The following is a 25,614-nucleotide window of genomic DNA, read 5'->3' as shown; positions in this document are numbered from 1 at the left end:
CTGCTGAAAAGAGAGGAACCGATGAACATTCTGGCTTTTGAATCCACCTGCGACGAAACCGCCGTGGCGGTGGTGACGGACGGACGGCGGGTGCTGTCCGATGTAATTGCCTCACAGGCTGAAATGCACGCGCTATACGGCGGCGTGGTCCCCGAGCTTGCCTCCCGCAAGCATGTGGAAGTCATCGCCGCCCTGACGGAACAGGCCTTACGTGAAGCCGGCTGCGGGCGGGACGACATCGACGCGGTGGCCGTGGCCTATGCGCCGGGACTGATCGGCGCGGTGCTGGTGGGGCTGAGCTTTGCCAAGTCCGTAGCCTTCGCCTGGGGCAAGCCCCTGATTCCCGTCCACCACATCCGCGCCCACATCGCCGCCAACTATCTGGCATTCCCGGAGCTGGAGCCGCCCTTCGTGGCCCTCGCCATCTCCGGCGGCAATACGCTGATTGCCGATGTGCGAGACTATACCGACCTGCGCATTCTCGGCTCCACCCGGGACGACGCCGCAGGCGAGTGCTTTGACAAGGCCGCCCGGGTGCTGGGTCTTCCCTACCCCGGCGGAAAACCGATGGACGAGCTGGCCAGGCAGTCTCAAGGGTGCGTATACCCGCTTCCCCGCGCCCATGTAGACGGCGCGGAACTTGACATGAGCTTTTCCGGGCTGAAAACCGCGGTGGTAAATCTGGCTCACCGCGCCGAGCAGACCGGCCAGCCCTTGGACCGGGCCGCGTTGGCCCGTGACTTTACCAAAGCCGTCAGCGGCGAGTTGGTCCCCCGGGCGATGCGCGCGCTGGCCCTGACGGGGCACAAGGCCCTGTGCGCCGCCGGAGGCGTGGCCGCCAACTCGGTGATTCGCGCGGATTTGGAGGACGCCTGTGAAAAGGCGGGCTGCAAGCTTTATCTGCCGCCCTTGCGCCTTTGCGGAGATAACGGCGCAATGATCGGCGCGCAGGGCTATTATGAGTTCCTGGCGGGGCGCACGGCAGGTATGGACCTGAACGCCTATGCCACCCGTCCGCTGGACGCCTGATACAAAAGTTCCCTACTTTTCGCCGATAACCCCCGCTCGTTTCCGCCGCCGCCGGACAGTTGTCCGGCGGCATTTTTTCTAACCTTTTGCAATATGCAGCCTTTACATGAATACCCGTGCATTGCCCTCTGTGCCTGTAAAGGGAGTCAACTTTCTCTTTTGCATAGCTCGTTTTTTTTCTATCAATTTAAAAAAATACTTCTGAAATTTTTAGAGTTGATGTAGAATTTTTTTAGCCCTCATGTATTATGTAAATCATTTTCGGATTTTAAAATTGGCCTTAGTATGCATTGACGTTTTTTCATTTTTATCTTATTTTCCATTTTTCATTGATTTGACAGTGATTTTTCGCTGTTGAAAACCCTGTGGAAAATGTGGATAACTTTTTGTAGTAGGTTTTTATTGTAAAGCTTATGTAAATTTTTATTTTTTTGTAGAAAGCGTGTTTCTTCTTTTTCTGCTATGTTTTTTCGGGCTGCTAATGGCGGATTCAGGCGTTTTCTGCAAAAGGCTGTCACGCTCTTGACCGCACTAGTGCCCTGATGGTCAAATCGCCCATGGTGTTTCGCACCATTTCCTGCAAAAAATACAATTTGTATTATTCGCTTTTTTCTGCGATATTCATTCTCAAAAGAATTGCCACTGTTTTCTTTTAAAAGCTTTGGGAGAATTATGTTGACGCTCCCGCAAAAATATGCTATTCTACATTAGGTTCTGCATTTCGCCATTCGCCAGCTCTGTGTAACGAACAGTCAGACGGCTGTTGGTAATGCAGTATCATTGGAACGCAGAAAATTTCACGTGTCGGATGACACAGAATTACATATGCTTGTGTGGCTCAATGGCAGAGCAGCTCATTCGTAATGAGCAGGTTGTCGGTTCGATTCCGACCACAAGCTCCAGTATCAGAGCCGTCGAACGTGACGGCTCTGATCTATTTTTTTAATATGGCATTCCAGATTTTGGGCAGCTTTGGTATCTATTATAGCGAGCACAGCAGCTCGCGCAATCCGATCGCACGCTCAGTACTTCCCCATGTCTTAGTAAAAAGCAAGGTGGCGCTGCTTACGCGGCGCCACCTTGCTTTATCATTCGCTTTTTTGACCTAAGATTTCTTTGTCATTGTCCGCAAAAACAGACCTGCCCAAACGTTAACTGGAGATTTTCACAGCCATAAGCGAAACTGTTACACCTTCCGCAGCCAATTGAAGATTGATGTTAGCTGAAGTTGAAGCACCAACACTAATTATTTCACCGGCTGTCAAATTGGCAAGACCCGTTGCGGTGATATTCATCTGTTCAGTGGTTGAAAGCGTCTGCATTATTTCAATATCCGCAACACCTGTTTGGTTAGCGGTGTTATAAACGGAAAACGTAAGCGTATCTGCGGTCGCTTGTGGAGCAAGAATGACCCTATAGCTAAGCATATAAAGGCCGGTCTCCTGAATTTCCAAAGCGTTGTTGTTCAGTGCCATATTGCTTGCAACCAACATTATCTGCAAGGGCAAATACACGGTAGCATTGTTTATCGGGATACTCGTGTTGAGCACTGAAAACGCATTGCCATGTGTCGTTAAATCATTCTCTCCATCTGCCCCGGCGGGGCCTGCATCACCAGTGGGTCCGGTGGGGCCTTCAAGACCTGCGTCTCCGGCGGGTCCAGTGGGGCCCGTCGGGCCGGTGGGCCCGTCGGGTCCTGCATCGCCGGTCGGCCCGGTAGGACCTGCATCGCCAGTCGGCCCGGTAGGACCTGCATCGCCAGTCGGCCCGGTAGGACCTGCATCGCCAGTCGGCCCGGTAGGACCTGCATCGCCGGTCGGCCCGGTAGGGCCTGCATCTCCGGTCGGCCCGGTAGGGCCTGCATCTCCGGTCGGCCCGGTAGGGCCTGCATCTCCGGTCGGCCCGGTAGGGCCTGCATCTCCGGTCGGCCCGGTGGGGCCAGCATCGCCGGTCGGCCCAGTGGGACCTGCATCACCGGTCGGCCCCGTAGGACCTGCATCACCGGTCGGCCCCGTAGGACCTGCATCACCGGTCGGCCCCGTAGGACCTGCATCACCGGTCGGCCCCGTAGGACCTGCATCACCGGTCGGTCCGATAGGACCAGCATCTCCGGTGGGCCCAGTGGGACCTGCATCTCCGGTCGGTCCCGTGGGACCTGCGTCACCGGTCGGTCCCGTGGGACCTGCATCACCGGTCGGTCCGGTAGGACCTGCATCACCGGTCGGTCCGGTAGGACCTGCATCGCCAGTCGGCCCGGTAGGACCTGCATCACCGGTCGGCCCGGTAGGGCCTGCATCACCAGTCGGTCCGGTGGGGCCTGCATCTCCAGTCGGTCCGGTGGGACCTGCATCTCCGGTCGGCCCGGTGGGGCCTGCATCTCCGGTCGGCCCGGTAGGGCCTGCATCTCCGGTCGGGCCCGTGGGACCTGCATCTCCGGTGGGACCCGTCGGGCCTGTCGGTGTTACGTCAGGACTAAAAATATTTAAGTAACGATTCCGACTGGAGAAGGCAGTGCCAGCTCGGTAAAAGGGCCTCCTGCTTTTCAGCAGATTCTCTTCACCTGATCTGCTCCAAAGCTTTTTCAATTCGATCAAACGCCTCTTCTAAAATAGAGCGCGGACATCCAAAGTTAATGCGCACAAATTGTTTGTCCGAAAATTCCTCGCCATCTCCAAAACGCACGCGCGCCTGTTCCAAAAAGAAGCGATAGGGATGCTCAACCCCAATTCCCGAGGCATCTACCCATGCTAGATAAGTGGCTTCATTTTCGGCTTTCAGTGCCAGCCCATCAATTGATGCAACGCGCTTACGCAGATATCTCTGATTCTCTTGTAAATAAGCAATCAGCTCCTGACGCCAAGCTTCGCAGTCGGTAAACACGGCTTTCAGCGCTGCCAATGCAAACGCAGAAAATCCCGGCAGAAGCCCATAAGACTGATGTGCAAACTCTGCTCGAAGCTTTTCGTTGGGGATAATGGCAAATCCGATGGGTACACCGGGAATATTATAGGTTTTACTGGCGGCGTGCAGTGTGATAGAGTGCTCTTGCGCGGCTTCCCCCAGAGAGAAAAAGGGAACATGGCGACCTGAAAGCACCAGATCACTATGAATTTCATCTGATACCACAAGAATGTCGTGCCGCTGCGCAAAAGCCAGCAGTTCTTCCAATTCTGAACGTGTATATACGCGGCCAACCGGGTTGTGCGGGTTGCACAATATAAATACGCCTATGTGCTCTTCGTTAGCCTTTTGTTCCATTGTCTCAAAGTCCATGGAATAATGACCATTCTCACAGAGCAGCGGCACCACAGCACGCTGCTTTTTTGATTCGTCCGCCAGTCTCATATAGATATGGGAATAGATAGGGGTGGTCATCATCAGTTGTCCCTCTGCTATGCGACACGCAAGATTAACACCCACATTTACATTGGGAAGAAAAACAATCCACTCTTTTTTCACCGTAACCTGATGATTTAAACGATAATGGTCAATAATGGCCTGATATACCGAATCATCCGGTCTGGTATACCCAAACACCGGATGCTTCAGCCGTTCAGCCATGGCGTCTACCACAGGCTTAGGGGCAGCGAAATCCATATCTGCGACCCAAAGAGGCAGAATATCGGGGCCTTGTGCACCCCATTTGGCGCTGTCGGTACCCCGCCGTTCTAAAACTGTATCAAAAATACTCATGCTATTTTCAGCTCCTCAGAATTATTAAATATTGTAGCCCCATTTGGGTAATATGCGCTCAAGAAACTGCTTGGTTCGCTCTTGCTTTGGGTGAAAAAACAGATTATCCGGAGTCCCTTCCTCAATAATAACACCGCCATCCATAAAAACAATATGATTGGCAATATCACTGGCGAATGACATCTCATGGGTGACGACAATCATTGTGATGCCATCTTCCGCTACCTTTTTCATAACATTTAGCACGCCGCCGACCAACTCCGGATCCAGCGCGGAGGTTGGTTCGTCAAAAAGAATGACCTCGGGATTGAGCGCCACCGCACGCGCAATGCCCACGCGCTGCTGTTGACCTCCGGAAAGCTGAGATGGAAAAGCGTCGTATTTTTCGTTCAGTCCCACTTTGTCCAAAGCGTGGCACGCGCACTCACGTGCTTCAGCTACAGGAATTTTTCGGACAACTGTCAGTCCCTCCAGAACATTTTCCAGCACCGTCTTGTTTTGAAAAAGATTATAATTCTGAAAAACCATGGCTGTTTGCCTGCGGACAGCCTGGATCTGCTGTTTGGTTGCAGTGGCAAACGGCACAGTCGTGTCTTTGATAGACAGCTCGCCTCCGTCCGCCTTTTCTAAGAAATTAATGCAGCGAAGCAGCGTTGTTTTTCCTGATCCACTGGGTCCGAGTACAACAACAACTTCCCCTTTTTTTACTTTAAGGTCAATGCCTTTCAGCACTTCGTTTTTGCCAAACGCCTTGTGTATCCCTTTTACTTCAATCATGGAGTATTCCTTTCTCGGAATTGTTTGGATTTTTGTTATGCACGCATCAATGCCGCCAGCTTTAACGGTGAAGGTGTATCCCCCGCGCTGCTTCCGTAATGCGCAAACAGAATCTTAAGATTTGGGGTAAGCACAAATGCCGCCGGAAGTTGTAGTTCGTTCCCCTCATAAGCGCCGTGGACAATTCCACACGCCACAGCCCGTTCAAGCTTATCTTGACCGGCAGGAGAACTCAATTCCTCCGCAGACAAAGCGCTTCCCACACCAAGCGCACGATAGAGTACCCCCCGCTCGTCACTGATTATTGTAAAGGGATACCGGTGCTCTTCCTGAAGGGATTGAATGGAAGGAAGCGACGACTGCAACACAATCAGAACCTGCCCGCCGGATAAAAGTACATCCTCATATGCATTCGAAATTTGCAGCATGTCATACTGACAAATACGGCAACCTGCGTAACGCAGCAAAAGCAATGCTGTCCGCCGCTTGCGGGAGACAAGCGACGAAAGCATCGTTTGACCCGTGCCGGTTAGAACAGAGAAGTTTGGCATCTGATCATTCAGATTATATTTATTCATAGTTGTCTCCTTGTCAAAGAACTCTTCGATGCGCTAAAACCCCAAATCTTCGTCGATCAGCAAAACCTGAATACGTGCCCCCTCATGATCTGGCGGTCTGTGCTGATAGCGCACAATCGAATAGGTGCAGCAGGGACGGTTGTGGCTCTTACAATCAATGCATTTTCCCACTGTTCGGCAGGGTGTTTCAATTCCACGCTGTTCGCCCATGCCGCCGCGGCTGATAATCTGCCCCAATCGCTCAAATGCGGCGGGTATATCTGGAACAATTTTATTGCGGCCAACCACTACAATGACTTTTTTGGGGCCGTATGCAATGGCTGCCACGCGGTTCCCTAAACCATCAACGTTCACCAGCTCTCCTTGCTCGGTAACAGCATTGGTGCTTGTGAGGTAAAAATCCGCTGTGAATGCGTCCAAATAGGAGCGTTCCACGACTTCTTGAGGAATACTTCCATCCAATTTGAAAGGGACGTGCTTGACGTAGCGATTGGTATACAAAAAGTCACCGTCTTCAATGTAATCTGTTGCGCCGATATCACGCAGCGTGTTTGATCCACCGATGGCTACGCGGCTTTTTGGCGTAATCGTGGCTTTTATCCAGTTTAGTGCCGCTTCGGCATCAGGCTGAAGCATCGCAGAAATATGGTTGGAATTTAAACTGCGAAGGGTTTTATTTAAATCAGGCACATAGCCGGGAAGATTCGTAAGCATGTATGCCTCCCTTATTCAATCGTCAGCGCCTTGTAGTGCTTCATGCGGATTTCCGCAAAACGGAAGAATTTTTCAATCACGAAATTCAATATTAAATAAATAATAAGGCATGCTACAAATCCCTCCAGATACCGATAGCTTTCGGATGCCAGCGTTTTCGCACGTCCAGTAATCTCCAGCACAGATATCTGCATTCCCAGCGAAGTCATTTTGAGGATACCCGTGGTCAGGTTGCATAGTGCCGGCAGGGCTGTGACTGCGGCTTGCGGAACAATAATGCGTCGATAGGCCTGAAAATTTGTCATTCCGATTGATTGTGATGCTTCCATCTGCCCTTTTTCCACAGACGACAGTGCCGAGCGAAGAATTTCGGTCATACTGGAGGTCGCATTTAAGGAAAAAACGATAAAGGCAAAGAACAGTGGATTAACGCTATAAAGATTCACGTCTGGAAAAGTCGCCATAACCATCATCGGCAGGCAAAAAAACACAAGAAACAGCTGCGCAATAACGGGTGTTCCGCGAATCAGAGAAACAAAAAGAATCACCAGAGGGTTGAGCGCCGGAATTTTGTGTATCCGAATCAAGGCAAACCCGCAGCCAACCACCAGTGCTACGGAAATGGAAACGACGGTAATCAGCAGGGTGTATGGAATACCCCGCGCAGCCTCTGCAAGGCATGCAAGGAGAAACGAGAATGAAAACATCCAATCGCCTCCTATGCCAGCTTATGGCGCGACAGCCTGCGTTCCAGCAGCGAACATACAAGTTGCGTCAGCAGTGAAAAACACCAAAATATCAGGGTACCTGCAATGTACATTTCTACAACGTTCTTTCCGTATGCATTCAGTTTCAGCAGGTTTATACGTCCTAAAATGTCTACCACGCCAATGACAAACGCCAGTGCAGCTTCCTTCATCAGCGAAACAATCATATCCGCAAGATTGGGGAGGATCACTAACGCTGCCTGTGGAAGAATGATTCGCCGTATCGCCGTCAGCTGAGTTTCTCCAATACTCAGGGCTGCCTCCATCTGTCCTTTGGGAACCGCCTCATAAGCTGCACGTATCAACTCCGAAATCTGCGAAGAGCTGAAAAGCACAAGCGTAACAATAATATAGAGTAATTTATTTTGTGCATCCAACTCTATCCCGACGACTGCGCGCAATAATGCCGGAAGTCCATAATACACAATAAAAAGCAGAATAATGGTGGGGACACCGCGCATCAGGCTTGTATATCGGTAAGCTAATTGGCGCAGTATCTTGTGTCGGCTCAATTTGCCGGCAGCAAGCACCGCGCCGAAAAAAATACCGAACAAAAAAGTATACCCCATAATTTTCAGAGAGATCAGAATATTCGGCAACAACAAACCTAAATAATACAAAGTCTTTTCTATACTCATTATAAACCTCCGTCTGTTCCGGAAACTACCGCACACATAGGCTGTATGCAGTCTATGTGTGCGGTACCCTCCGCCCGGTACCGTGAATATATCAGGATTGCTGAAGGGTAAGAAAATCGAACCCATTGTAACGCTTATAAATTTCCGATATTGTACCATCATCCAACAGCGCTTTCAGCGCACTGTCATATTCTTTAACAAAGGCTTCCTGTCCCTTTGCAAAAAGCGTATAGCTTTTGATGTACGTAAACGGCTGGTCGCGGTCAATGCCGGTATCAAAGGTATTGACACCCTGCTCCTGTGCAAGGTCCCAGCCGTTTACTAACGAAACGTTGGCGTCATACACCCCGTCGTGAATCCACTGGCTGATTTGTTCTGTTCCCACCGAATTCCATTCAATGGTGCCTAGTTCAATCTGCTTATCGGGATTCGCAGTATTGTAATCCACGACAACCCCGTAAGTTCCGCTGATGGGGGAAATCGGAACAAGCTTTCCGCCCCGTTCATAGAGATCCTCCAGCGTCACAAGTTTGCCGATGTCTTCCTGACGCACCTGAAGGCAGGCCAGGGATGCACCAATATTATTCTGGGGAAATAAATACGCCTCGGCGCGCTTTTCGCTCCAGAAGAATCCGCCGATTGCGCCGACGTACTGCTTAGCTTCCAATCCGGTCAGCAGCGCCTCTTGACCAACGGCATCATATTCAAAAACGTAGTTCTCCAGTTTTTCGTCAATGGCTTTCATAACCTCAATGTCATATCCGGTTAGGTTTCCGGAATCATCAATGTAAGAAATGCCGTTATAATCCTGGCGTGCGCCGAAGCGAATAACAGTCGGCTCATTTGTTTCCTGTCCCTGTGAGGAAGAATCGGGGCCGCTGTTAGCGCAGGCGGTTGCGGTCAAAAGGACAGTCGCCAGCAGTGCGGCAGCGGAAATTATTTTTTTCATAATAGTCACTCTTTCAAAGTTTATCTGGGTTTGGTTAATAAAACAGCGTGTGCGGCGCAGATGAGAACGGCTCTAATCCCGTTTCGGTAATCAAAACCGTATCCTCGATGTTATAGGTGTGATGCTTTGAGCTGTAATAGGGCGTTTCGATACAGAAAACCATTCCGGGTTCAAAAACACGGGTTTCGTTCGGGGCGATGAACGGATATTCCTCTGCTCCTATGGCACAGCCCAGCGAGTGCCCATAATGGCCCCGGGTATAACCGTAATGATTCATAAAATCGAACCGCTTGATTGCGCGGTCGGTGCCCTCAAAGATATCGCACATACGGACACCGGGCTTAATATTGTCAAGCTGGTACTGATGCCCCGCCCACAGCGCCTCGAAAATTTCTTTTTTATCGTCGCTGCAGGCTCCACCCACCGCAAAGGTTCTTCCCAAGTCGGAGTTATACCCTAAACCATTAGGGCCGCCGTCCAGTCTCACCAAATCGCCCAGCTTCACTTCAAAAACTCCCGGCATCGTAGTCGGGGTAAACTTATGTGCAATGGTGTGTGCGTGAGAGATTGAGGTCGTGCCCGGCAGCGCGTCAACAGCATATTTCGTGAACATATCAAATATTTCTGCCATTGTCGTGCCCGGGAGCGTATTATGCGCCGTCTTATGCATGGCTGTCTGGGAGGCCTTGGCATTGCGGCGCAGAACTTCAATTTCCCAAGGTGTTTTAATGGCGGCCGCCTCACGCAGCACCGGGCCCGCATTAATAAGGGCATCCTCACCGTAAGCGTTCGCCAGGAACCGATACTGGAGATAATTCAAGCTCTGAGATTCTATACCGATGCGAGGTTTGCCGGACGTTTTTGGAATATAGCTCTGCGCAATCCGAAAAATCGCGTCAGGGTCCGGCTGCACTTCCTTCACTTCCCCCGGAGTCGCGTAATCTTCAATGAAAATCCAGCAGGGGTAGGACACTATCCGCACAAATTTATCGTCTACAACGTCAGCAATCGAGTCTTTACTGAATTCACTGCAAATCAGCGTTATAGTGCCATCGGGTGCTACAACACCCAGCGTACCGCCCCAGCGGATTTTATACCCGGTAGCATACATAAGACTGCCGGCCTCAGTCAGCAATAGCGCGTCCAAATTTGATTTTTCCATTTGTTCCGAAATTCGTTGGGCGATGGCTTTAGCATTTCTTGACATGGGGTCTCCTCCTAAAAATTTATCAATCCTATTTAAGCAGTTTGTGCTGTGTTATCCCGGAGTTAAAGCTTCAGCTCTTTTTTAAAACGGGAATACATTGAAGTCGCTGTATAGAGCGCCGCCACGGGGTTGTGGCCCAGCACGCGGTCCTTTACAATCATGACCGTGGTGGGGGCGGCAGAATGCCTGAGAAAAAGCGTATCGTGGCCCACACACAGACCAATGACAATATTAAAGTCCGTCCCCTTTGCTTCCAGCGTTTTGGCCTGTAAAATCGGATTGCACATGGACTCGTGGCCGCAGCCTTTGTTGAGCTTCTTCTCGTCCGGTACCCCAATTTCACTTTTGTCAATCGCACCGACTTTGCAGCCCACCACATAATAATCAATCTTATTTGCCTTCAAGATTTTAGCAAAGATGCGTGTCTCACCCATTAAGCCCACGCAGGATGCAATTCCAACCTTTTTGTACCGCATTCGTTTAATAAACTCGATGGTTTCCTCCACACGGGTCAGGCGGCCATAAAATTCACCCTCAATGCAGGCCGAAACCCGGGATATTTCGCCGGATTCCTCATCATTTTGATAGATTTCCAGCACCTCCTGTACCCGCTCGGGATCTGCACCGGCTGTCAGGCAAAACTTTGGGTACTTCTCCTCGTTTTTGGAGCGACACGCCAGCACGGCGCAATCTGAACAGCTTAGCTTGCAATCTGCCATATTCTTCTCCTTTTTCCTTTCGCGCACGGGGCGTCTCCCCGTTCAGCCAACGAATTACATGGAGTGTACAAAGCCGTGAATCATAAAAAAAGCAGAGGCATACATATCGGGAACTTCCCGCTATGTAAAACCTCTGGTATGTCCAGTCGATTTGACTCCATTATTTATAAAACCCTGATCTTTTCGCTCCGGTCAATCTGCACCAGCACCCCATCCTGAAACACAAGATGAATCGCTCCATAATCAATGCTTTCGGCTGCCTGCTGAATCTGACGAAGCTGTTGGTCTGAGATTGCCTGCTTCTTGGAAACCCGTTTCTCCACTGCCATAAACTCTCCTTTTCATTCCTTTCGGTTGTTCTTAGATACGCCGCTTCCCACAGCAGCCGCAGACGCTTTTTTATATAAAAAAGCCCGGGGTTCTCAAACTCCCGGACTCATGGTATGAAAAGGCTATAATCCAGCCTAGAACGAGCGGTCAGCTGACATGCCGAGGCGCTCGCCCATACCGATGGTCCGAGAATTCAGCATTCGTCCACAACGAAAATTGCTGCGCAGAATACGATCAAGAATTGCGCTCATAACATTCTCCCCTCCTTTCAAAAACATACTAATTCTATATGTTTATAGGATAATATCATTTTGCTTTCGTTCTGTCAATACGCATATTGATAATTTCTGTTTACACCATTTGAAATTAGAATTTTTATAATCTTTTTGTTAACTTACACAAAGGGGGCTTTTTGCGCAATTTAAACAATTAAAATGTATGTGCCTTTTCAATTTACTCAATCAGAATATGGGCAATGATCTAATAGGCTGAAGATAAAGTAGAGAGGCCGCCATGCCCAGACCCGAGGCTATACTCATCCACATTGTTCCATACGATTTCAATTCTTTCGCTTCCATAGATATAGATGCTGTCAATCAGCTCATCAACCATCTCTTTGGAAAGCTCCGTAAATCCCTCATATCGCTTGAAGCGCTCGACCATGGAACACGGCTGCCTATTCTTCTGATAGCTGCTTTGCAGTGCTATTCCAAGTTCTGCGATTTGGGCATCTGTTTTTGTAATCTGCTCGACTGTATCCATCTTTTCACTAATGTAGCTGTCCCTGTCCAAAGTTCCAGCCTTGTATTTTTCATACGCCTTGACTTTGGAAATTCTAAGCTTGGCAAGGACGGCTTGGAGCTGATTCATCTGAACCGTCAGGGAACTTACATCGTTCTGACTTTGCGTTTTCGCTTTTTCAAAAATCCGTTCCATATTAAGCATGACCGCTATCTGCGTATGTATCACGGATAAAACGGTCTGTATGAGGCTGCTTTCGGAAATTCTGTCCCTTGAGCATTTGCTGTCAGCTACATACTGATGGCTATCGCAATAATAATACGCCCTCGCCGGAGAGCTGTTGCTTCTTCTCATCGTATGCCGACACATCCCGCATTCGACTTTGCCGCACAGGGGCCTACCCTCGGTGTTTTTTCTGATTCTTTGAGGGGCAGAAAAACGCTCCTGCACCGAAGCAAACAGTTCTTCCGAAATAATCGCCTCATGGGTATTTGGCACGATAATCCACTGTTCTTTCGGGATTCGTTTCCCATGCTTGCTCCCAATAACGGGGGTGCGGTGTTTCCCGTTTACCATTTTTCCCGTGTAGCGTTCGTCACGGATAATGGTCAGGACGGTCGTATTATGCCAATAGTTCCGATCTCCAACTATGTTGTACTTACGGTCACAGCCCATAAGACGCTTATAGGCATACGGCGTCGGGATACCCTCCGAATTTAAGGCAGCGGCAATCTGGACTGAGTTTTTGCTCTCGTTCGCCATGGCAAAGATACGCCGGACGATGGAAGCCGCTGTTTCGTCAATCACCAGCTTTTTGCGGTTTGCCGACGATTTTGCATATCCGTAAGGAGCATGGCTGCTCATAAACTCGCCCTTTTCCATTCGGGTTTTCTTTGCGCTCCGTACCTTTTGCGACAGGTCTTTGCTGTACAGATCATAAATCAGATTGCGGAAACCCACATCAAGCCCGCCGGTCGTGCCGTCAAAATTGTTGCTGTCAAATCGGTCGTTTACCGAGATAAACCGGACACCCAAAAAGGGGAATATCTGTTCCAGATAATCGCCAATATCAATATAGTTTCTGCCGAAACGGGAAAGGTCTTTCACGATGATACAGCATATATTTCCTGCACGGACTTCTTCCAGCAGTGCTTTCACGCCCGGACGGTCAAAATTTGTACCGCTGTAACCGTCGTCACAAAACTCAACCACTTCATACTGTGAGAGGTCGGGAGTGTTTTCAATAAAAGCATTCAGAAGCTCACGCTGGTTGGTAATACTGTTGCTCTCGCCTTCGTTTTCGTCCTCTTGGGACAAGCGAATATAACGTGCAAGGAGATTTTTGCTCATACTACCCCCGCCTCTCTATCCGCCCCAATAAAGTACAGTAAATTTTGAAATTCATCCCTGTACCGAAAGCAGATGGATACGGTTTTATCCCCGAATATTTCCACCCGTTCGATCAACTCGACTGCCATTTCTCTCGTTATGGTTTTGTTCTTGCGCCATTTCTTCAAAGCCGTAAGCCATGGATTCTGAGGGGTCAGCATGGTATCAAGCCTGTTCTTTTGCAGGGACAGCTCATCAAGGCGGCTCCGCAAAACGTCTGCATCTTCCTCATACTTGGATTTTGCAAATAGATATTCCTCTTCGTCAAGGAGCTTTTCCCGATAATCCTCATACAAGGCACTTCTAAGCATGGACAGTCTGGACAGCTTTTTTCCCGTTTCGGCTATCTCTGCATCAAGCGTATTTTGACACTGACTGAAGCTTTTCGATCCATTTAGTTTCGATACCAGCCGTTCTGTATCCACGGTAAGGTCAATCTGCTTACGGATAGCCGTATAAAGAACGTCTAACAACTCAGGTTCATCCATTCTCTTTTTCGTACAATCGTGTTTGGAAATATCCTCATAAGTCGCGCAGATGAAGTAATAAAACGCCGTACCGTTTGCTTTGGGCATCCTGCGGCGTTTCATACTCCGCTTGCAATCACCGCAGAAAACCAGCCCTTGCAGAACGCCTGACTCCTGCGGTTTCTTTCTATTCTCCACAATAGATTCCCGTTCCCGTTTCATTTGCTGTACTGCCAGAAAGGTTTCTTCATCTACCAGCGGTTCATGGGTATGCTTGATTTCTACCCACTGCTCCTGTGGCAAATTTACGCAGCTACCGTTGCCCCATAGGTCGGATTTGGTTTTGCCCTGAACCATGTGTCCAAGATAAACCGGGTTGACTAAAATCCTGCGGACGGCACTTTTATACCAATACCGCATGTTGGCATAGCGTTCACTTTTTAGGATTCCCTTTGTGTAGCGATACTGGCTTGGTGAGGGAATCCCCAGCTCGTTGAGCTTTTGCGCAATTCGCATATCTCCCATGCCACCCCTTGCCCATTTGAAAATATCTCGGACAACGGGCGCCGTTTCCTCATCAATCACCAGCTTGCCGCCCTCCGCTTTAAAGTAGCCGTAAGCCGCAACACACCCGGTAAATTCCCCTCTGTGTCTCTTAACTGCAAGACCTGATTTTGTCTTTTGGGATATATCTCTGGCATACACATCATGAATCAGGTTTTTCAAAGGTACAACATAGACTTCTTCCTGATTGCTGGGATTTAGGCTGTCATAGCCATCGTTCACAGAGATAAAGCGCACATGAAAAAATGGCAGTATCTTTTCAAGATAAGTTCCTGTTTCGATGTAGTTTCTTCCGAAACGGGACAAGTCTTTAACCACAATACAATTGATTTTTCCGTCCTTTATGGCTTCCATCATTTCATGGAAGCCGGGGCGCTCAAAGTTGGTTCCAGTCTGATTGATGTCCTTAAAAACGGATGTGAGCTTTAAGGCTGGTCTTTCCTCGATATAGCGTTCCAGCATGGCAATTTGATTACCGATGGAATCGCTTTCCTTTTTCCGTTCATCTTCAAAAGACAGCCGCCCATAGATACAGGTATTCCATGAAGGCTCTAAAATAGTCTGGACGGGAGCTTCTATCGTTTTTCTGCTGGTTCTCGCCATCCTACATCACCCCCTGTATTGAAGTCGGAGAAGGTGTGGCTATCAGTTCTTTAGCGTTCTCAGTAAAGAGCAAAGCCCTTTCATATTCATATTGATACCGGAACCGGATTTCCACACGGCTGCCGGGATAGACATGAATCCACTCAATCAGGGAAACCATGACCTTTCGGGACAGTTCGGTGATATTCCGGTTCTTTTTAAAGGCTTCCACCCAAATGCTGTTTGCCCCTTCTCCCAAAAGAATCGTACTTCTGTCCTGTTCCAGCCGCCCAGCCGCCTGCTGGGCTTCCTCACACTTTTTTCCGTAGATGCCCTTGAATTCCCTGTATTCCTCTGCATCAATCACACCGCTTTTCAAGTCCTCATAAATAGATACCTTGAGGTTTTTATACTTTTCGATTTCCTCCTGCTTCATCAGAAGCTGTGTATCAATCTTTCGGACTTCCTCCTTTTGCATGGGAAGCGTGTCGATCAACGAAAGAATCCGCTCCATATCCAGAATCGAAGCGATATGATTTTGAAGTGCTTGCAGGACCGCCTTTTGCAGCATCTTTTCACTGATACAGTGGGTCGTACAGCCGTCCCCTGCTTTATTCTTGGAGCAATAATAATAGGCATAACGCTTACCGCCTGCGGATACGATCTTCCGTACCATGCCGCTTTTGCAGTCTGCGCAGAAAATCAAGCCGGAGAATGGGTAAACCGTTTCCTCGTCCGGTGCGATACGGGTATCCTGTGCAAGCACACGGTTCACTGTATCAAACACTTCCTGCGAAATTATCGGCTCATGGGTGTTTTCCACCCGAATCCATTTATCTTCAGGTTTCAGAACCCGCTGTTTGATTTTGTAGTTGGGGGTACTTTCCTTGCCCTGCACAAGATGTCCTGCATAGATGGGATTTTTCAAGATGCGTCCAATTGCAACGGCAGACCATTTTGCCCTGGGATTTACCTGAAAACTGGTCGCAAAGTTCAGTCCCAAAAACCGTTTGTATTCCATTGGGGACGGCTCGCTGATTTTATTGAGTCTGTCGGCTATTCCTTGCTGACTTAACCCATCCAGCTTCCATGCAAAAATATCCCGTACAATCTTCGCGGCATAAGTGTCAATCACCAGTTGGTTTTTATTTTCTTTTGATTTTACATAACCGTATACGGTAAAGGAGCCGATGAATTCGCCTTTTTTGCGCTTTATATCAAGCTGGCTTCTGATTTTTACAGAAATGTCCCTGCAATACGCGTCGTTGACAAGGTTCTTGAAAGGAATGATGATTTCATCTGATTGTGTTCTTTCCTTTGCGCTGTCATAGCCATCGTTGATGGCGATGAAGCGCACACCTAAAAACGGAAAAATCCGTTCAATATACCGGCCTGCCTCGATGTAGTTCCTGCCGAAACGGGACAGGTCTTTGACAATGATACAGTTGATCCGTCCGGCTTTTACATCCTCCATCAACAGATTGAAGGCAGGACGATGAAAGTCAACGCCGCTGAATCCGTCATCTATTCGTTCCGAACAGAGACGGATTTCAGGCGTTGACTTTACAAAATTGGCGATTAAATCTCTTTGACTTCTAATGCTGTCACTTTCCGTTTTGTCACCGTCCTCTTTGGACAGACGCAAATACCCGGCAGCATGATAAATGATTGTTTCCTTGCTGAATGGCATAACGAACCCTCCCGATTGAAAAAGCCATGAAGCAAAACCTGACTGAATCAATGGGCGTTTACTAATATTAGTCCACTACTATTATAGACCCTTTCGCAGAGCGCGGCCAGACAAAACAGCAGCTTTCCCAAACCCACATGGTCAGGCTCCGCCCAATAATTATCCATCTCACATCATCCTCAATAAACTTTCTATTCTGTCCTCCAGCGTGGCGTCGGTATCGTTAAAGCTGATCTTGACCACCACCTTGCCGCACCGGTAGCAATATGGATTTCCTACCTGTTGGATAAAATCCAGTATCCGTTCTTCTTTGGGCAGCTTCGTATTGACCTTTATATCGTTCATGTCAACCAGCGTATCCGGGTTAACTGTTCGCACATCCACCTGTTTTAATGCCGAAAAATCCATTTGGGAGAAATCAGGGTTTCCCATGGCCTACCCCCATCTATAAAAATGATACTCCTATAGGGATATATGAGGTCTGCCGATTGTCCTATTCAAAGTATGCGTTGTCCTTCTTTGACTGGATCGGGAGCCGGGAACGGCAGACGCACCACAACCTGTAAATATCTGGATTATTACAACAATTACCGTATCAAAGCAAACCGAAAGGGCTTGCCGCCCGCTTTACACGGACGGCAAGCCCTTTCGGTTGCTCGGTTTAAAATATTGTCTAACTTCTCGGGGTCAATTCACATATCTGAGAGCAAGGTGCTTTTACACAGTTGTGATTAAATTACTGTACAGTTCAAAGAGATTTGCTTCTCAGTAACTTTTCAGGCGCTTTCAATAAATCCAATCTTTCCTTCATATTGCTATAAAGTTTCATAAGCAACCAATTCAGCGATCGTCTTTCGACGCTGGTCATGCTTTTCTGGGGAGAGTGGCTTATCAGCCGCATATCCAATTGCAAGCAAATTGACAGGCTCAAGATGCTCTGGTAAATTAAACTCTTTTCTTATACTTTGGGGATCAAACGCACAAATCCAGCAGGTACCTAAACCAAGCGCACATGCCTGCAGCATCATATGATCTGTCACAATACTCGTATCTACATCCACAAGCGGTCTTCCGTCAGCGGGCCTTACTGCTGCGGCCTTGGTATCTCCGCACGCAATTATGACAAGGGGTGCCTCATATATATTTGCCGTCTTTTTTATCTTTGCCAATCCCTCCGCGCTCTGAACGACGATCAGTTTAATTGGTCGGCTATTGTGGGCAGAAGGGGCTACTCTGCCAGCTTCAAGAATCGCATTAAGCTTCTCTTCCTCCACCTTTTTTTCTTCATATTGACGAACAGAATAACGTTCTGCAACCAAATTTGAAAACTCAATTTTTCTCGTTTCCTTTCACTGAAGTTGCGTTAATAACGTTTAGAATGTCTAGATAAACAGCAGCTTTAAGAACAGATCTTTTATGCGACGCATTTTCTCTTTGCTTGCAGAAGTTCTCACCAATACCCGGAGTCCAATTAAGGTATTATGCAAAAATTCTGCCCAAATCTGCGCATCCTGATCACAGGATATTTCACCTGACTGTTGTCCTTTACGGATAATATCTGACAGCCTTTGCTCCGCTTGGTTAAAAGCTTGGTTCACTATCTCATCGACTTCTTGATCGCTCGGAGCCATTTCAGCTGCTGCATTCACAAAGAAGCAACCCAAGCGCTCCTTTTCATTCCCCTCAATAATATAATCGAAAGCATTCTGTATTGCTTGTTTTGCTGTTGTAGCATCGGAAATTCTGGATTGCAATTTCTTCGCACTATATTTCCCATAGGACTCAATCGCTTTCAAATACAATTCTCGCTTATCGCCAAAGGTATCATATAAGCTTTTACGATGAATTCCCATATGCTCTATCAGGTCGCTCATCGACGTCTTTTCATATCCTTGCTTCCAAAACAATTCCATGGCCTTCTGTAAGACAACATCTTCATCAAATTCTTTACTTCTTCCCATAGCTATCCTTCCTTCGGCGTACTGCGCTTTGCTAAATTTTTTTGACATGGAACAAAGATTTAATCGCGTTAAAATTTAATGACTACCTTCTTATTGACTTTGCTGAATAGATACATTATAATCTTTCTAGAACGTTCGGTCAAGAATTATTTGAATCCTAGAAAACTGTTTTAGCAGGCAGATCTATTTGAACGCAATTAAATATCAATTGAAAAAAGAACTTGCTGTGCTCCATTAAAGTAGTAAATACACAATGGCTATAACTTATTTTGGAGGTAAATTAAAATGAAGCTGGATTTTCCCGTAGAACAAATGGTGAAGCAGCGCCATAGCGTGAGGACATATCAGCAGACAAACCCTATTTCGGAGGCAGATAAAGAAAAGCTGATGACATATGCCAAGGCTTTATCCAATCCGTTTGGGGTACCCGTATCCTTCCACCTGTTAGAGACAAAAGATTCCAATGCGAAAAAGCTTGGAACCTATGGCGTTATTAAAGGCACAAAAGCCTACATCGGTGCGACTGTGCCTGCAGGGGCGCTTTCCCTTGAGGCAGTCGGCTATGATTTTGAAAAACTGATTTTGTACGCAACAAATCTGGGGATTGGAACCTGCTGGCTGGCGGGCACCTTTGACCGGAATGCATTTGCATCTGCGATCGGCGTGAAGAAGGACGAACAGTTTCCGGCCATTTCACCCATTGGGTATGCAGCTGAGAAAAAAAGCCTGACCGAATCTCTTTTCCGCAAGACACTGAAATCTAACCAGCGGAAAAACTGGAGCGAACTCTTTTTTAAAGACAGCTTTCATACGCCTTTGACCGAAGCAGATGCCGGTGAATATGCATCTCCCTTAGAACTGTTGCGTCTGGCACCTTCCGCCACCAACAAGCAGCCATGGAGAATTGTACTATCCAATGGTGTTTACCATTTTTACGGACAAATAGACTCTTCTAAAACGGCTGAACACCCTGAGACCATAGAGCGTGTGGATGTGGGAATTGGCGCAAGCCATTTCCATCTGGCGGCGTTAGAGAAGGGACTGTCCGGAAGGTTTGAAAAACTGTCAGATGTAACGATTGCCTCGCCTAAAGAATTGCGCTATCTCTTCTCATGGATTCCTGAAAGAAAATAACATATAAACCATCATTATACAAGCAGGATGAAGGAGCATATCGAAATGAAAACATTATTCGATGAAACACAACTTTCCGGGTTGAACTTAAAAAACAGGTTTGTTCGATCGGCAACCCACGACGGACGTGCAGATGCGCTGGGACATGTAACCCAAGAGTTGATTGAGCATTATGAAGAGCTCGCCAAGGGCGGCGTTGGTACCATTATAACAGGACTTACCAACGTGACCGATATTGAAAAGATCGTGCCTACTCAAATGGCTATTTATGATGATTCTTTCATTGCAGAATATAAGAAGCTGACCGACGCAGTCCATCGGTACGATGTCAATATTTTTGTTCAGCTCGTGTGCAACGGCGTTCAAAGCAGCAGCAAAAACCCCGGCGCATTATGGGCGCCCAGCGCGATTGAGGGCGAACCCACGGTGGCTGGAGCGACAGAGATGACAAAAGCAGATATCCAATCCATGAAGGACGCGTTTGTAAACGGAGCCATACGGGCAAAAAGAGCCGGATTTGACGGCGTTCAACTCCATGTGGCACATGGTTATTTACTGAGCCGCTTTCTAACCCCTTACTACAACCGAAGAACCGATGAATATGGTGGCACCACGGAGAACAGGGCAAGAGTTGTTCTGGAAATTTGCCGTGATATCAAGGAAGCTGTCGGCTCCGAATACCCTGTTTTAGCCAAAATCAATTGCGACGACTTTATGGACGAAGGACTTGCATTTGCAGAATGTAAGCGAATCTGTAAGATGCTTGAAGCTGCGGGTTTGAGTGCAATTGAAATCAGCGGCGGTTCCGCATTGTCCAGACCAAATGAAGGTGTCATCAGAAAAGTCACTCCCGACACAGAATCCTATTTTAAACAATATGCCGAAGATCTTGCCGAAGCATTAAATATACCGGTGATCTGCGTTGGGGGTCACAGAGATATTAATAAGCTAAGGGAAATTGTGAGCAATACGAAAATTGAATATTTTTCGCTTTGCAGACCTTTTATTCGCGAACCATATCTGATTAACCGTTGGGCAAGCGGCGATACATCGCCCGCAAAATGTATATCCTGCACGAAGTGTTTCGGGGTACCAACGCAATGCATTTTTAACAAATAAAGTAAACAATATTTATTAATAAAAGCAGGAGAATACAAATGAAAGATCTTTATATTGTTAATTGCTGCCGGACGGCCATTGGAACCTTGGGCGGGGCTCTTAAAAACACGCCTGCTTCCGAACTTGGGGCTATTGTAGTAAAGGAAGTTCTTACCCGTTCCGGAGTGAAGCCTGATCAAGTGGATGAGTTGATGTTTGGATGCGTTTTGACCGCCGCTCAAGGACAGAATGTAGCCCGCCAAGTTAGCGTTAAAGCAGGCTTGCCTTACTCTGTACCTGCCTATACAGTGGGTATGGTGTGCGGCTCCGGCATGAAGTCTGTTATAGAAGCTGCCCGTGCTATTAATAGTGGTGACGCAGATATCATTGTTTGCGGCGGCACTGAGAATATGTCAGCTGCACCTTATGCTTCAGGCGATACCCGATGGGGCGCACGCATGGGAGATAAAAAGATTATTGACACCATGATCAGAGACGGCTTGTGGGATGCCTTTCATGACTATCACATGGGCACTACCGCAGAAAACATCGCCGATATTTGGGGTGTGAGCAGGCAGGAAATGGACGAGTTTGCCGCTTCCTCACAGCAAAAGGCACAGGCCGCCCAGGAATCAGGCAGATTTGAGGACGAGATCGTTCCTGTTTCTGTAAAAGCTAAAAAGGAAGTTATCGAGTTTACGACTGATCAGGCGCCTCGCGCGAACGTTACGCCCGAAAGCATTGCCAAATTAAAGGGTGCCTTTTCAATCGGACCCGACTCGCCCAATCCGCAGGTTACGCACACCTTCACCCCCACCGCGATTCATGCTGCCCCGGACAAAGGGCAGCAACGTGTCACCGCCGCCAATTCCTCTGGGATTAACGACGGTGCCGCAGCACTGATTTTGGCTTCCGGAGAAGCGGTCGCAAAGTATAGCCTGAAACCTATGGCTAAGCTGGTTTCCTGGGGACAGGGCGGCGCAGATCCACAAATTATGGGTGTGGGGCTGATTCCCGCAATCCAGCAGGCCGTAAAAAAGGCAAACCTTACATTGGATGATCTAGACCTGATTGAAGCGAATGAAGCCTTTGCCGCACAATCCATCGTTGTGGCCCGGGAACTAAACCTCGATATGGGCAAAATCAATGTCAATGGCGGCGCAATTGCTCTGGGCCATCCAATTGGCGCATCCGGCGCCCGCGTGATTGTTACCCTTTTGCATGAGCTGCAAAAACGCCCCGATGCTAAAAAAGGATTGGCCGGATTATGCATTGGCGGGGGCATGGGTGTTGCCGCTATCTTTGAAAAATGCTGATTTTCATGTAAAAGCACTGCCGAACAAAAGAGGGATTGGTTACGTATATATTGCAGCAATAACCCTCTTTCAGCAGACAAAGCCACAGAAAGCATCCGTTACCGGACACTTTCTGTGGTTATTGTTTCTTCTATTGGCAACACAGATACTGTTTTTAAATGTGTAAAGGTTGAACAAACATAAAATCAAACCGTTTTAGGTAATATATCTGAACACGTAATTTTTCCCTCAGCGTGCAGCCAATCCACTTCATCCTGAATGGTTTGTGTGAAGGGCCGACAGGAAAAGCCAAGCTCTTTCTGTGCCTTCGTGCAGTCGAAATCGTTGTTACGGGTCAAATTGTAAATGGCAAAGTCGGTTAGCATTGCGGGTTTGCCTGTGAGTTTGCTTCCCATTGCCAGGAGTTTGGCGGCCATATGCGCTTTGTTAGCACTAAGGATTGTGGGATGATATTCAAAATTTCCGGCATTATTAATGATGCCAAACATTTCATCCATGCTGACCAAGCTATTGCTCATGATGTAGCATTCGCCGCGCCGTCCCTTATCGCAGCAGGAGAGGATACCGGCTGCTAAATCACGCACATCCACGCTGTTGAAGCTGCCCTCAATGCCCATTTTCATCTCACCGGCAGCATACTGCATGATAAACTGTGCCACCGGGCCAAATGCATAGTCGTTCGGTCCGCAAATCCCGGAAGGGTGTACGATAGAGGCATCCAGCTCCGGATGCGCCTTGACAGCATCCAATATCAGCTGCGTGGCTTCTGCCTTGGTGACGGAATAATAACCAACCAGGCCATCCGTTGGAAGGAAGTGATCAACCTCCTTAATTTTCTGTCCATGGGGCAGCTCCGGAATCGCACCGGTGGAACTGATATAGACCAGCTTCTTTGCCCGGTATTTCAGGCACATATCAATGATGTTCTTCGTCCCGTCCACATTGACTGCTTGGATTTTTGGATTCGGCTCAGGATTCAGTGTTACGATACTGGCAGAATGTATCATGCAGATCTCCGTTCCTTCTGAAACATTGAATAATTCTTCCAGCGAAGGAATGTCAAGCAGATCGCCATAGACAATTTCGGCCTCATCCGGCACATATTTTGCCGCTGGATCTCCTTTTAGAACAAGTGCGCGCACATGTGCACCTGCATCAATTAGCTGACGGGAAATATTGCTTCCCAACAGACCGGCAGCGCCGGTTAACAAATAAACCTTACTCATATTGTCAATCTCCTTTTGTATCACCATTGTTAGAATTACTGTGCTATGAGCATAGCTTAATGGATGAAGGTTGAATGAAAGTAAAAATTATATGAAATAAAAAAGCGCAAACCGGATTAAAGTCCGGTTTGCGCTTCTTTTTTATTTATCAGACAGGCAGTGTGACCATAAAGGTACTGCCCTCTTGTAGTTTACTTTCCACACAAATTTCACCGTCGCACAGGGAAACGATGCGGGAAACAATGGAAAGGCCAATCCCGTTGCCTCGCACAGCGGAGGTCGTGTCATGCTGATAGTATTTCTCAAAAATATGCGAAGCGGTTTCTTCACTCATACCTACTCCGCTGTCGCAAAACTTAATTGTCAGCCACCCTGGTGTACGTTTAGCGGTAATTTTAATTTCTCCATGCTCGGGAGTAAATTTGATTGCATTGTTAAGAAGATTGATCCACACCTGTTCCATCAGCTCCGCGTTGCCTATAAAAGATATCTCGTCTACATCCAGCTCCAGCTCAATCTTTTTCTGCTCAATTTTCGGAAGCAGCAGAATAGCGCACCGTTTTATTTGCTCGGATAAGCTGTATTCTTCTTTTTCGGTGATGATTTCGCAGGCTTCCACCTTGGAAAGCAGAAGCGTGTTCTGCGACAGTGTGGATAACCGCAAAGATTCATCGGCAATAACCCGAAGATATTGAAGTCGTTCCGGGCACTCAATGCCCGCGCCTGTTTCAATGAGGTATTGGGCAAAGCCCGATATTGAAGTAATTGGCGTTTTAAATTCATGAGAAAACTCGTTGACAAAGTTTTGCATCTCCGTCTTTGTGTTTTTCAGCTCTGCCGTCATACGATTAAATCCATCATAGATCGGCGCATATTCTTCAGCCTTTTTGCTGTCTAACTGTACTTCCAGATTACCGCCGGATACCTCTTGGATTCCAATTAACAGATCACCCATTTTGCGACGGACAGACCGCAGCGTAAAAAACGTCCCCAAACTAACAGCAAGAATCATAAGCGGAATGATGGCCAGCATAGAAAGCGCATTCTCCTGTCCCATACCCAGCCAGTATGTTGCAATAAGCCCATAGGCCATTACTGCGCCAATCACTACGATTGCGTCTGCAATAAAAATCCATCGAAATTGTGCCAGCCTAAAAATGGAACCCTTTTTATCCTGTTTCATCGCTGCCTCCGATCTCATGGATGACCGCTTTATATCCAAGTCCTCGAATAGATACCAGCTCAAATGCTCCACACATGGAAAACTTGTTGCGTAGCCGGCTGATATAGGTCTTGATCGTATCGTACTCCGTCTCAGTATCGTAGCCCCAAAGCTCGTCCATCAGCTGTTGCTTGGTAAATACGACATTGGGGTAAGAGAGAAATTTGTACAGCAGGTCAAACTCTTTATTGGTCAGCGAAATGGTTTCTCCGTTATACTGCGCAGAAAAAGCATCCTGCTCCATACAAAAGCCGCCTATCACAATACGCTTTTCGTTGGAAATCTGCGCTCTGCGCAGCAGCGCATCAATCCGCCAAATAAGTTCGTCATAGTCGATGGGCTTTGTCATATAGTCATCGACGCCAGAAGCAAATCCGTCCTTTTTATGGGCATACGTGTTCATTGCCGTCAGCATGATGACCGGCGTTATATTGCCGACCTCCCGCAGGGCACGCACAAGCTCATAACCATTCATGTTCGGCATTTGAATATCTACGACGAGCAAGTCAATATGTTCGTGGTCAAGAATTTCCAAAGCATCCTTGCCATCAGCTGCTTCTTTAACTTTATATCGCGAGCTAAGTTTTGCTTTTGTCAAAAGACGCACCATCTGGTCATCTTCTACGATAAGAATTGTAACCATACACACCCTCCTTTTTTGAGTTACTACAAAAGTATATCCACAAAAGGTTGAACAAACGTAAAAAGCGTAAATCATAAATGCCTTTGACGTTAAATCAAAAGGTTAACACCTAAAAATCAGTGTCGGCTTAATAGCCCCTTTATATTATAAGCCCCTCTGCCCGCAATTTACCCTGCCATA

24 protein-coding genes and 1 tRNA gene are annotated in these 25,614 nt (G+C 47.8%); 5 read left to right on the top strand and 20 right to left on the bottom strand.

Features of this window, described 5'->3' with window-relative positions:
* Positions 1 to 21: 21 nt before the first annotated feature.
* Positions 22 to 1,029: a tRNA (adenosine(37)-N6)-threonylcarbamoyltransferase complex transferase subunit TsaD gene (gene tsaD / locus ABVS15_RS10755; protein WP_369283676.1), complete on the top strand. Its 1,008-nt coding sequence runs from the start codon at positions 22 to 24 to the stop codon at positions 1,027 to 1,029.
* Positions 1,030 to 1,856: 827 nt separating this feature from the next.
* A tRNA-Thr gene (locus ABVS15_RS10750) sits at positions 1,857 to 1,931 on the top strand.
* A 249-nt stretch (positions 1,932 to 2,180) separates the two neighbouring features.
* On the opposite strand, the gene ABVS15_RS10745 is transcribed toward ABVS15_RS10750, so the two are convergent.
* From ABVS15_RS10745 to ABVS15_RS10665, 17 genes are all read right to left on the bottom strand, one after another.
* Positions 2,181 to 2,504 (bottom strand): hypothetical protein, encoded by a 324-nt coding sequence (locus tag ABVS15_RS10745; RefSeq protein WP_369283675.1) that lies wholly within the window; start codon positions 2,502 to 2,504, stop codon positions 2,181 to 2,183.
* 1,081 nt (positions 2,505 to 3,585) lie between these two features.
* Positions 3,586 to 4,722 (bottom strand): MalY/PatB family protein, encoded by a 1,137-nt coding sequence (locus tag ABVS15_RS10740; RefSeq protein WP_369283674.1) that lies wholly within the window; start codon positions 4,720 to 4,722, stop codon positions 3,586 to 3,588.
* A 24-nt stretch (positions 4,723 to 4,746) separates the two neighbouring features.
* A complete protein-coding gene (locus tag ABVS15_RS10735) occupies positions 4,747 to 5,499 on the bottom strand; it encodes an amino acid ABC transporter ATP-binding protein (protein ID WP_369283672.1) in 753 nt (250 codons plus the stop codon).
* 35 nt (positions 5,500 to 5,534) lie between these two features.
* The gene (locus ABVS15_RS10730; protein ID WP_369283671.1) at positions 5,535 to 6,077 is read right to left on the bottom strand and encodes a peroxiredoxin-like family protein; all 543 of its coding nucleotides are present in this window, start codon (positions 6,075 to 6,077) and stop codon (positions 5,535 to 5,537) included.
* A 33-nt stretch (positions 6,078 to 6,110) separates the two neighbouring features.
* Positions 6,111 to 6,791 carry a lactate utilization protein gene (locus tag ABVS15_RS10725; RefSeq protein ID WP_369283669.1) on the bottom strand — a complete coding sequence of 227 codons (681 nt, stop codon included), beginning with the start codon at positions 6,789 to 6,791 and terminating at the stop codon, positions 6,111 to 6,113.
* An 11-nt stretch (positions 6,792 to 6,802) separates the two neighbouring features.
* On the bottom strand, positions 6,803 to 7,498 hold the full coding sequence (locus ABVS15_RS10720) for an amino acid ABC transporter permease (RefSeq protein ID WP_369283668.1): 696 nt from the start codon (positions 7,496 to 7,498) through the stop codon (positions 6,803 to 6,805).
* 11 nt (positions 7,499 to 7,509) lie between these two features.
* Positions 7,510 to 8,196 (bottom strand): amino acid ABC transporter permease, encoded by a 687-nt coding sequence (locus tag ABVS15_RS10715; protein ID WP_369283667.1) that lies wholly within the window; start codon positions 8,194 to 8,196, stop codon positions 7,510 to 7,512.
* A gap of 91 nt (positions 8,197 to 8,287) precedes the next feature.
* Complete coding sequence (locus ABVS15_RS10710) at positions 8,288 to 9,145, bottom strand: transporter substrate-binding domain-containing protein (protein WP_369283666.1); 858 nt, start codon at positions 9,143 to 9,145, stop codon at positions 8,288 to 8,290.
* Positions 9,146 to 9,179: 34 nt separating this feature from the next.
* Positions 9,180 to 10,352: a M24 family metallopeptidase gene (locus ABVS15_RS10705; protein WP_369283665.1), complete on the bottom strand. Its 1,173-nt coding sequence runs from the start codon at positions 10,350 to 10,352 to the stop codon at positions 9,180 to 9,182.
* 62 nt (positions 10,353 to 10,414) lie between these two features.
* Complete coding sequence (locus ABVS15_RS10700) at positions 10,415 to 11,071, bottom strand: DUF1847 domain-containing protein (RefSeq protein ID WP_369283664.1); 657 nt, start codon at positions 11,069 to 11,071, stop codon at positions 10,415 to 10,417.
* A 164-nt stretch (positions 11,072 to 11,235) separates the two neighbouring features.
* Complete coding sequence (locus ABVS15_RS10695) at positions 11,236 to 11,400, bottom strand: DUF2292 domain-containing protein (protein WP_369283663.1); 165 nt, start codon at positions 11,398 to 11,400, stop codon at positions 11,236 to 11,238.
* 481 nt (positions 11,401 to 11,881) lie between these two features.
* The gene (locus tag ABVS15_RS10690) at positions 11,882 to 13,492 is read right to left on the bottom strand and encodes a recombinase family protein (RefSeq protein ID WP_369283662.1); all 1,611 of its coding nucleotides are present in this window, start codon (positions 13,490 to 13,492) and stop codon (positions 11,882 to 11,884) included.
* Positions 13,489 to 15,165 (bottom strand): recombinase family protein, encoded by a 1,677-nt coding sequence (locus ABVS15_RS10685; RefSeq protein WP_369283661.1) that lies wholly within the window; start codon positions 15,163 to 15,165, stop codon positions 13,489 to 13,491. Before ABVS15_RS10685 ends, ABVS15_RS10690 begins: the two co-directional genes overlap by 4 nt.
* Before the next feature lies 1 nt (position 15,166).
* Positions 15,167 to 16,834: a recombinase family protein gene (locus tag ABVS15_RS10680; RefSeq protein ID WP_369283660.1), complete on the bottom strand. Its 1,668-nt coding sequence runs from the start codon at positions 16,832 to 16,834 to the stop codon at positions 15,167 to 15,169.
* Between the two features lie 168 nt (positions 16,835 to 17,002).
* A complete protein-coding gene (locus ABVS15_RS10675) occupies positions 17,003 to 17,266 on the bottom strand; it encodes a DUF6870 family protein (protein WP_369283659.1) in 264 nt (87 codons plus the stop codon).
* Between the two features lie 383 nt (positions 17,267 to 17,649).
* Positions 17,650 to 18,168 (bottom strand): nitroreductase family protein, encoded by a 519-nt coding sequence (locus tag ABVS15_RS10670; RefSeq protein ID WP_369283782.1) that lies wholly within the window; start codon positions 18,166 to 18,168, stop codon positions 17,650 to 17,652.
* A gap of 48 nt (positions 18,169 to 18,216) precedes the next feature.
* On the bottom strand, positions 18,217 to 18,795 hold the full coding sequence (locus ABVS15_RS10665; RefSeq protein ID WP_369283657.1) for a TetR/AcrR family transcriptional regulator: 579 nt from the start codon (positions 18,793 to 18,795) through the stop codon (positions 18,217 to 18,219).
* A gap of 285 nt (positions 18,796 to 19,080) precedes the next feature.
* Between ABVS15_RS10665 and ABVS15_RS10660 the strand changes: the two genes are divergently transcribed.
* Genes ABVS15_RS10660 through ABVS15_RS10650 form a run of 3 tightly spaced genes read left to right on the top strand, consistent with a single transcriptional unit; the run spans position 19,081 to position 22,343 of the window.
* Positions 19,081 to 19,929, top strand: a complete 849-nt coding sequence (locus ABVS15_RS10660; RefSeq protein WP_369283656.1) for a nitroreductase family protein — start codon at positions 19,081 to 19,083, stop codon at positions 19,927 to 19,929.
* 45 nt (positions 19,930 to 19,974) lie between these two features.
* On the top strand, positions 19,975 to 21,048 hold the full coding sequence (locus ABVS15_RS10655; RefSeq protein WP_369283655.1) for an NADH:flavin oxidoreductase: 1,074 nt from the start codon (positions 19,975 to 19,977) through the stop codon (positions 21,046 to 21,048).
* A 38-nt stretch (positions 21,049 to 21,086) separates the two neighbouring features.
* The gene (locus ABVS15_RS10650) at positions 21,087 to 22,343 is read left to right on the top strand and encodes an acetyl-CoA C-acetyltransferase (RefSeq protein WP_369283654.1); all 1,257 of its coding nucleotides are present in this window, start codon (positions 21,087 to 21,089) and stop codon (positions 22,341 to 22,343) included.
* A 185-nt stretch (positions 22,344 to 22,528) separates the two neighbouring features.
* Here the strand turns inward: ABVS15_RS10650 and ABVS15_RS10645 are convergent, their stop codons facing one another.
* The 3 genes from ABVS15_RS10645 to ABVS15_RS10635 form a co-directional block, all read right to left on the bottom strand.
* The gene (locus tag ABVS15_RS10645; RefSeq protein WP_369283653.1) at positions 22,529 to 23,569 is read right to left on the bottom strand and encodes an NAD-dependent epimerase/dehydratase family protein; all 1,041 of its coding nucleotides are present in this window, start codon (positions 23,567 to 23,569) and stop codon (positions 22,529 to 22,531) included.
* Between the two features lie 148 nt (positions 23,570 to 23,717).
* Entirely contained in the window at positions 23,718 to 24,752 is a 1,035-nt protein-coding gene (locus ABVS15_RS10640) for an ATP-binding protein (protein ID WP_369283652.1), read from the bottom strand.
* The gene (locus ABVS15_RS10635) at positions 24,739 to 25,434 is read right to left on the bottom strand and encodes a response regulator transcription factor (RefSeq protein ID WP_369283651.1); all 696 of its coding nucleotides are present in this window, start codon (positions 25,432 to 25,434) and stop codon (positions 24,739 to 24,741) included. The genes ABVS15_RS10640 and ABVS15_RS10635 overlap by 14 nt, the downstream gene beginning before the upstream one ends.
* Positions 25,435 to 25,614 lie beyond the last annotated feature (180 nt).

The sequence above is a fragment of the Oscillibacter sp. GMB15532 genome (assembly GCF_041020825.1).
Taxonomy (GTDB): Bacteria; Bacillota; Clostridia; order Oscillospirales; family Oscillospiraceae; genus Oscillibacter.
The sequence above is the reverse complement of the archived record's forward strand: the minus strand, read 5'-3'. Positions and strand labels throughout refer to the sequence as shown.

Excerpts from the sequence above, each read along its gene's own strand:
- tsaD (WP_369283676.1), top strand. The coding sequence starts at position 22 with ATGAACATTCTGGCTTTTGAATCCACCTGCGACGAAACCGCCGTGGCG.
- ABVS15_RS10745 (WP_369283675.1), bottom strand. The coding sequence starts at position 2,504 with ATGGCACTGAACAACAACGCTTTGGAAATTCAGGAGACCGGCCTTTAT.
- ABVS15_RS10740 (WP_369283674.1), bottom strand. The coding sequence starts at position 4,722 with ATGAGTATTTTTGATACAGTTTTAGAACGGCGGGGTACCGACAGCGCC.
- ABVS15_RS10735 (WP_369283672.1), bottom strand. The coding sequence starts at position 5,499 with ATGATTGAAGTAAAAGGGATACACAAGGCGTTTGGCAAAAACGAAGTG.
- ABVS15_RS10730 (WP_369283671.1), bottom strand. The coding sequence starts at position 6,077 with ATGAATAAATATAATCTGAATGATCAGATGCCAAACTTCTCTGTTCTA.
- ABVS15_RS10725 (WP_369283669.1), bottom strand. The coding sequence starts at position 6,791 with ATGCTTACGAATCTTCCCGGCTATGTGCCTGATTTAAATAAAACCCTT.
- ABVS15_RS10720 (WP_369283668.1), bottom strand. The coding sequence starts at position 7,498 with ATGTTTTCATTCTCGTTTCTCCTTGCATGCCTTGCAGAGGCTGCGCGG.
- ABVS15_RS10715 (WP_369283667.1), bottom strand. The coding sequence starts at position 8,196 with ATGAGTATAGAAAAGACTTTGTATTATTTAGGTTTGTTGTTGCCGAAT.
- ABVS15_RS10710 (WP_369283666.1), bottom strand. The coding sequence starts at position 9,145 with ATGAAAAAAATAATTTCCGCTGCCGCACTGCTGGCGACTGTCCTTTTG.
- ABVS15_RS10705 (WP_369283665.1), bottom strand. The coding sequence starts at position 10,352 with ATGTCAAGAAATGCTAAAGCCATCGCCCAACGAATTTCGGAACAAATG.
- ABVS15_RS10700 (WP_369283664.1), bottom strand. The coding sequence starts at position 11,071 with ATGGCAGATTGCAAGCTAAGCTGTTCAGATTGCGCCGTGCTGGCGTGT.
- ABVS15_RS10695 (WP_369283663.1), bottom strand. The coding sequence starts at position 11,400 with ATGGCAGTGGAGAAACGGGTTTCCAAGAAGCAGGCAATCTCAGACCAA.
- ABVS15_RS10690 (WP_369283662.1), bottom strand. The coding sequence starts at position 13,492 with ATGAGCAAAAATCTCCTTGCACGTTATATTCGCTTGTCCCAAGAGGAC.
- ABVS15_RS10685 (WP_369283661.1), bottom strand. The coding sequence starts at position 15,165 with ATGGCGAGAACCAGCAGAAAAACGATAGAAGCTCCCGTCCAGACTATT.
- ABVS15_RS10680 (WP_369283660.1), bottom strand. The coding sequence starts at position 16,834 with ATGCCATTCAGCAAGGAAACAATCATTTATCATGCTGCCGGGTATTTG.
- ABVS15_RS10675 (WP_369283659.1), bottom strand. The coding sequence starts at position 17,266 with ATGGGAAACCCTGATTTCTCCCAAATGGATTTTTCGGCATTAAAACAG.
- ABVS15_RS10665 (WP_369283657.1), bottom strand. The coding sequence starts at position 18,795 with ATGGGAAGAAGTAAAGAATTTGATGAAGATGTTGTCTTACAGAAGGCC.
- ABVS15_RS10660 (WP_369283656.1), top strand. The coding sequence starts at position 19,081 with ATGAAGCTGGATTTTCCCGTAGAACAAATGGTGAAGCAGCGCCATAGC.
- ABVS15_RS10655 (WP_369283655.1), top strand. The coding sequence starts at position 19,975 with ATGAAAACATTATTCGATGAAACACAACTTTCCGGGTTGAACTTAAAA.
- ABVS15_RS10650 (WP_369283654.1), top strand. The coding sequence starts at position 21,087 with ATGAAAGATCTTTATATTGTTAATTGCTGCCGGACGGCCATTGGAACC.
- ABVS15_RS10645 (WP_369283653.1), bottom strand. The coding sequence starts at position 23,569 with ATGAGTAAGGTTTATTTGTTAACCGGCGCTGCCGGTCTGTTGGGAAGC.
- ABVS15_RS10640 (WP_369283652.1), bottom strand. The coding sequence starts at position 24,752 with ATGAAACAGGATAAAAAGGGTTCCATTTTTAGGCTGGCACAATTTCGA.
- ABVS15_RS10635 (WP_369283651.1), bottom strand. The coding sequence starts at position 25,434 with ATGGTTACAATTCTTATCGTAGAAGATGACCAGATGGTGCGTCTTTTG.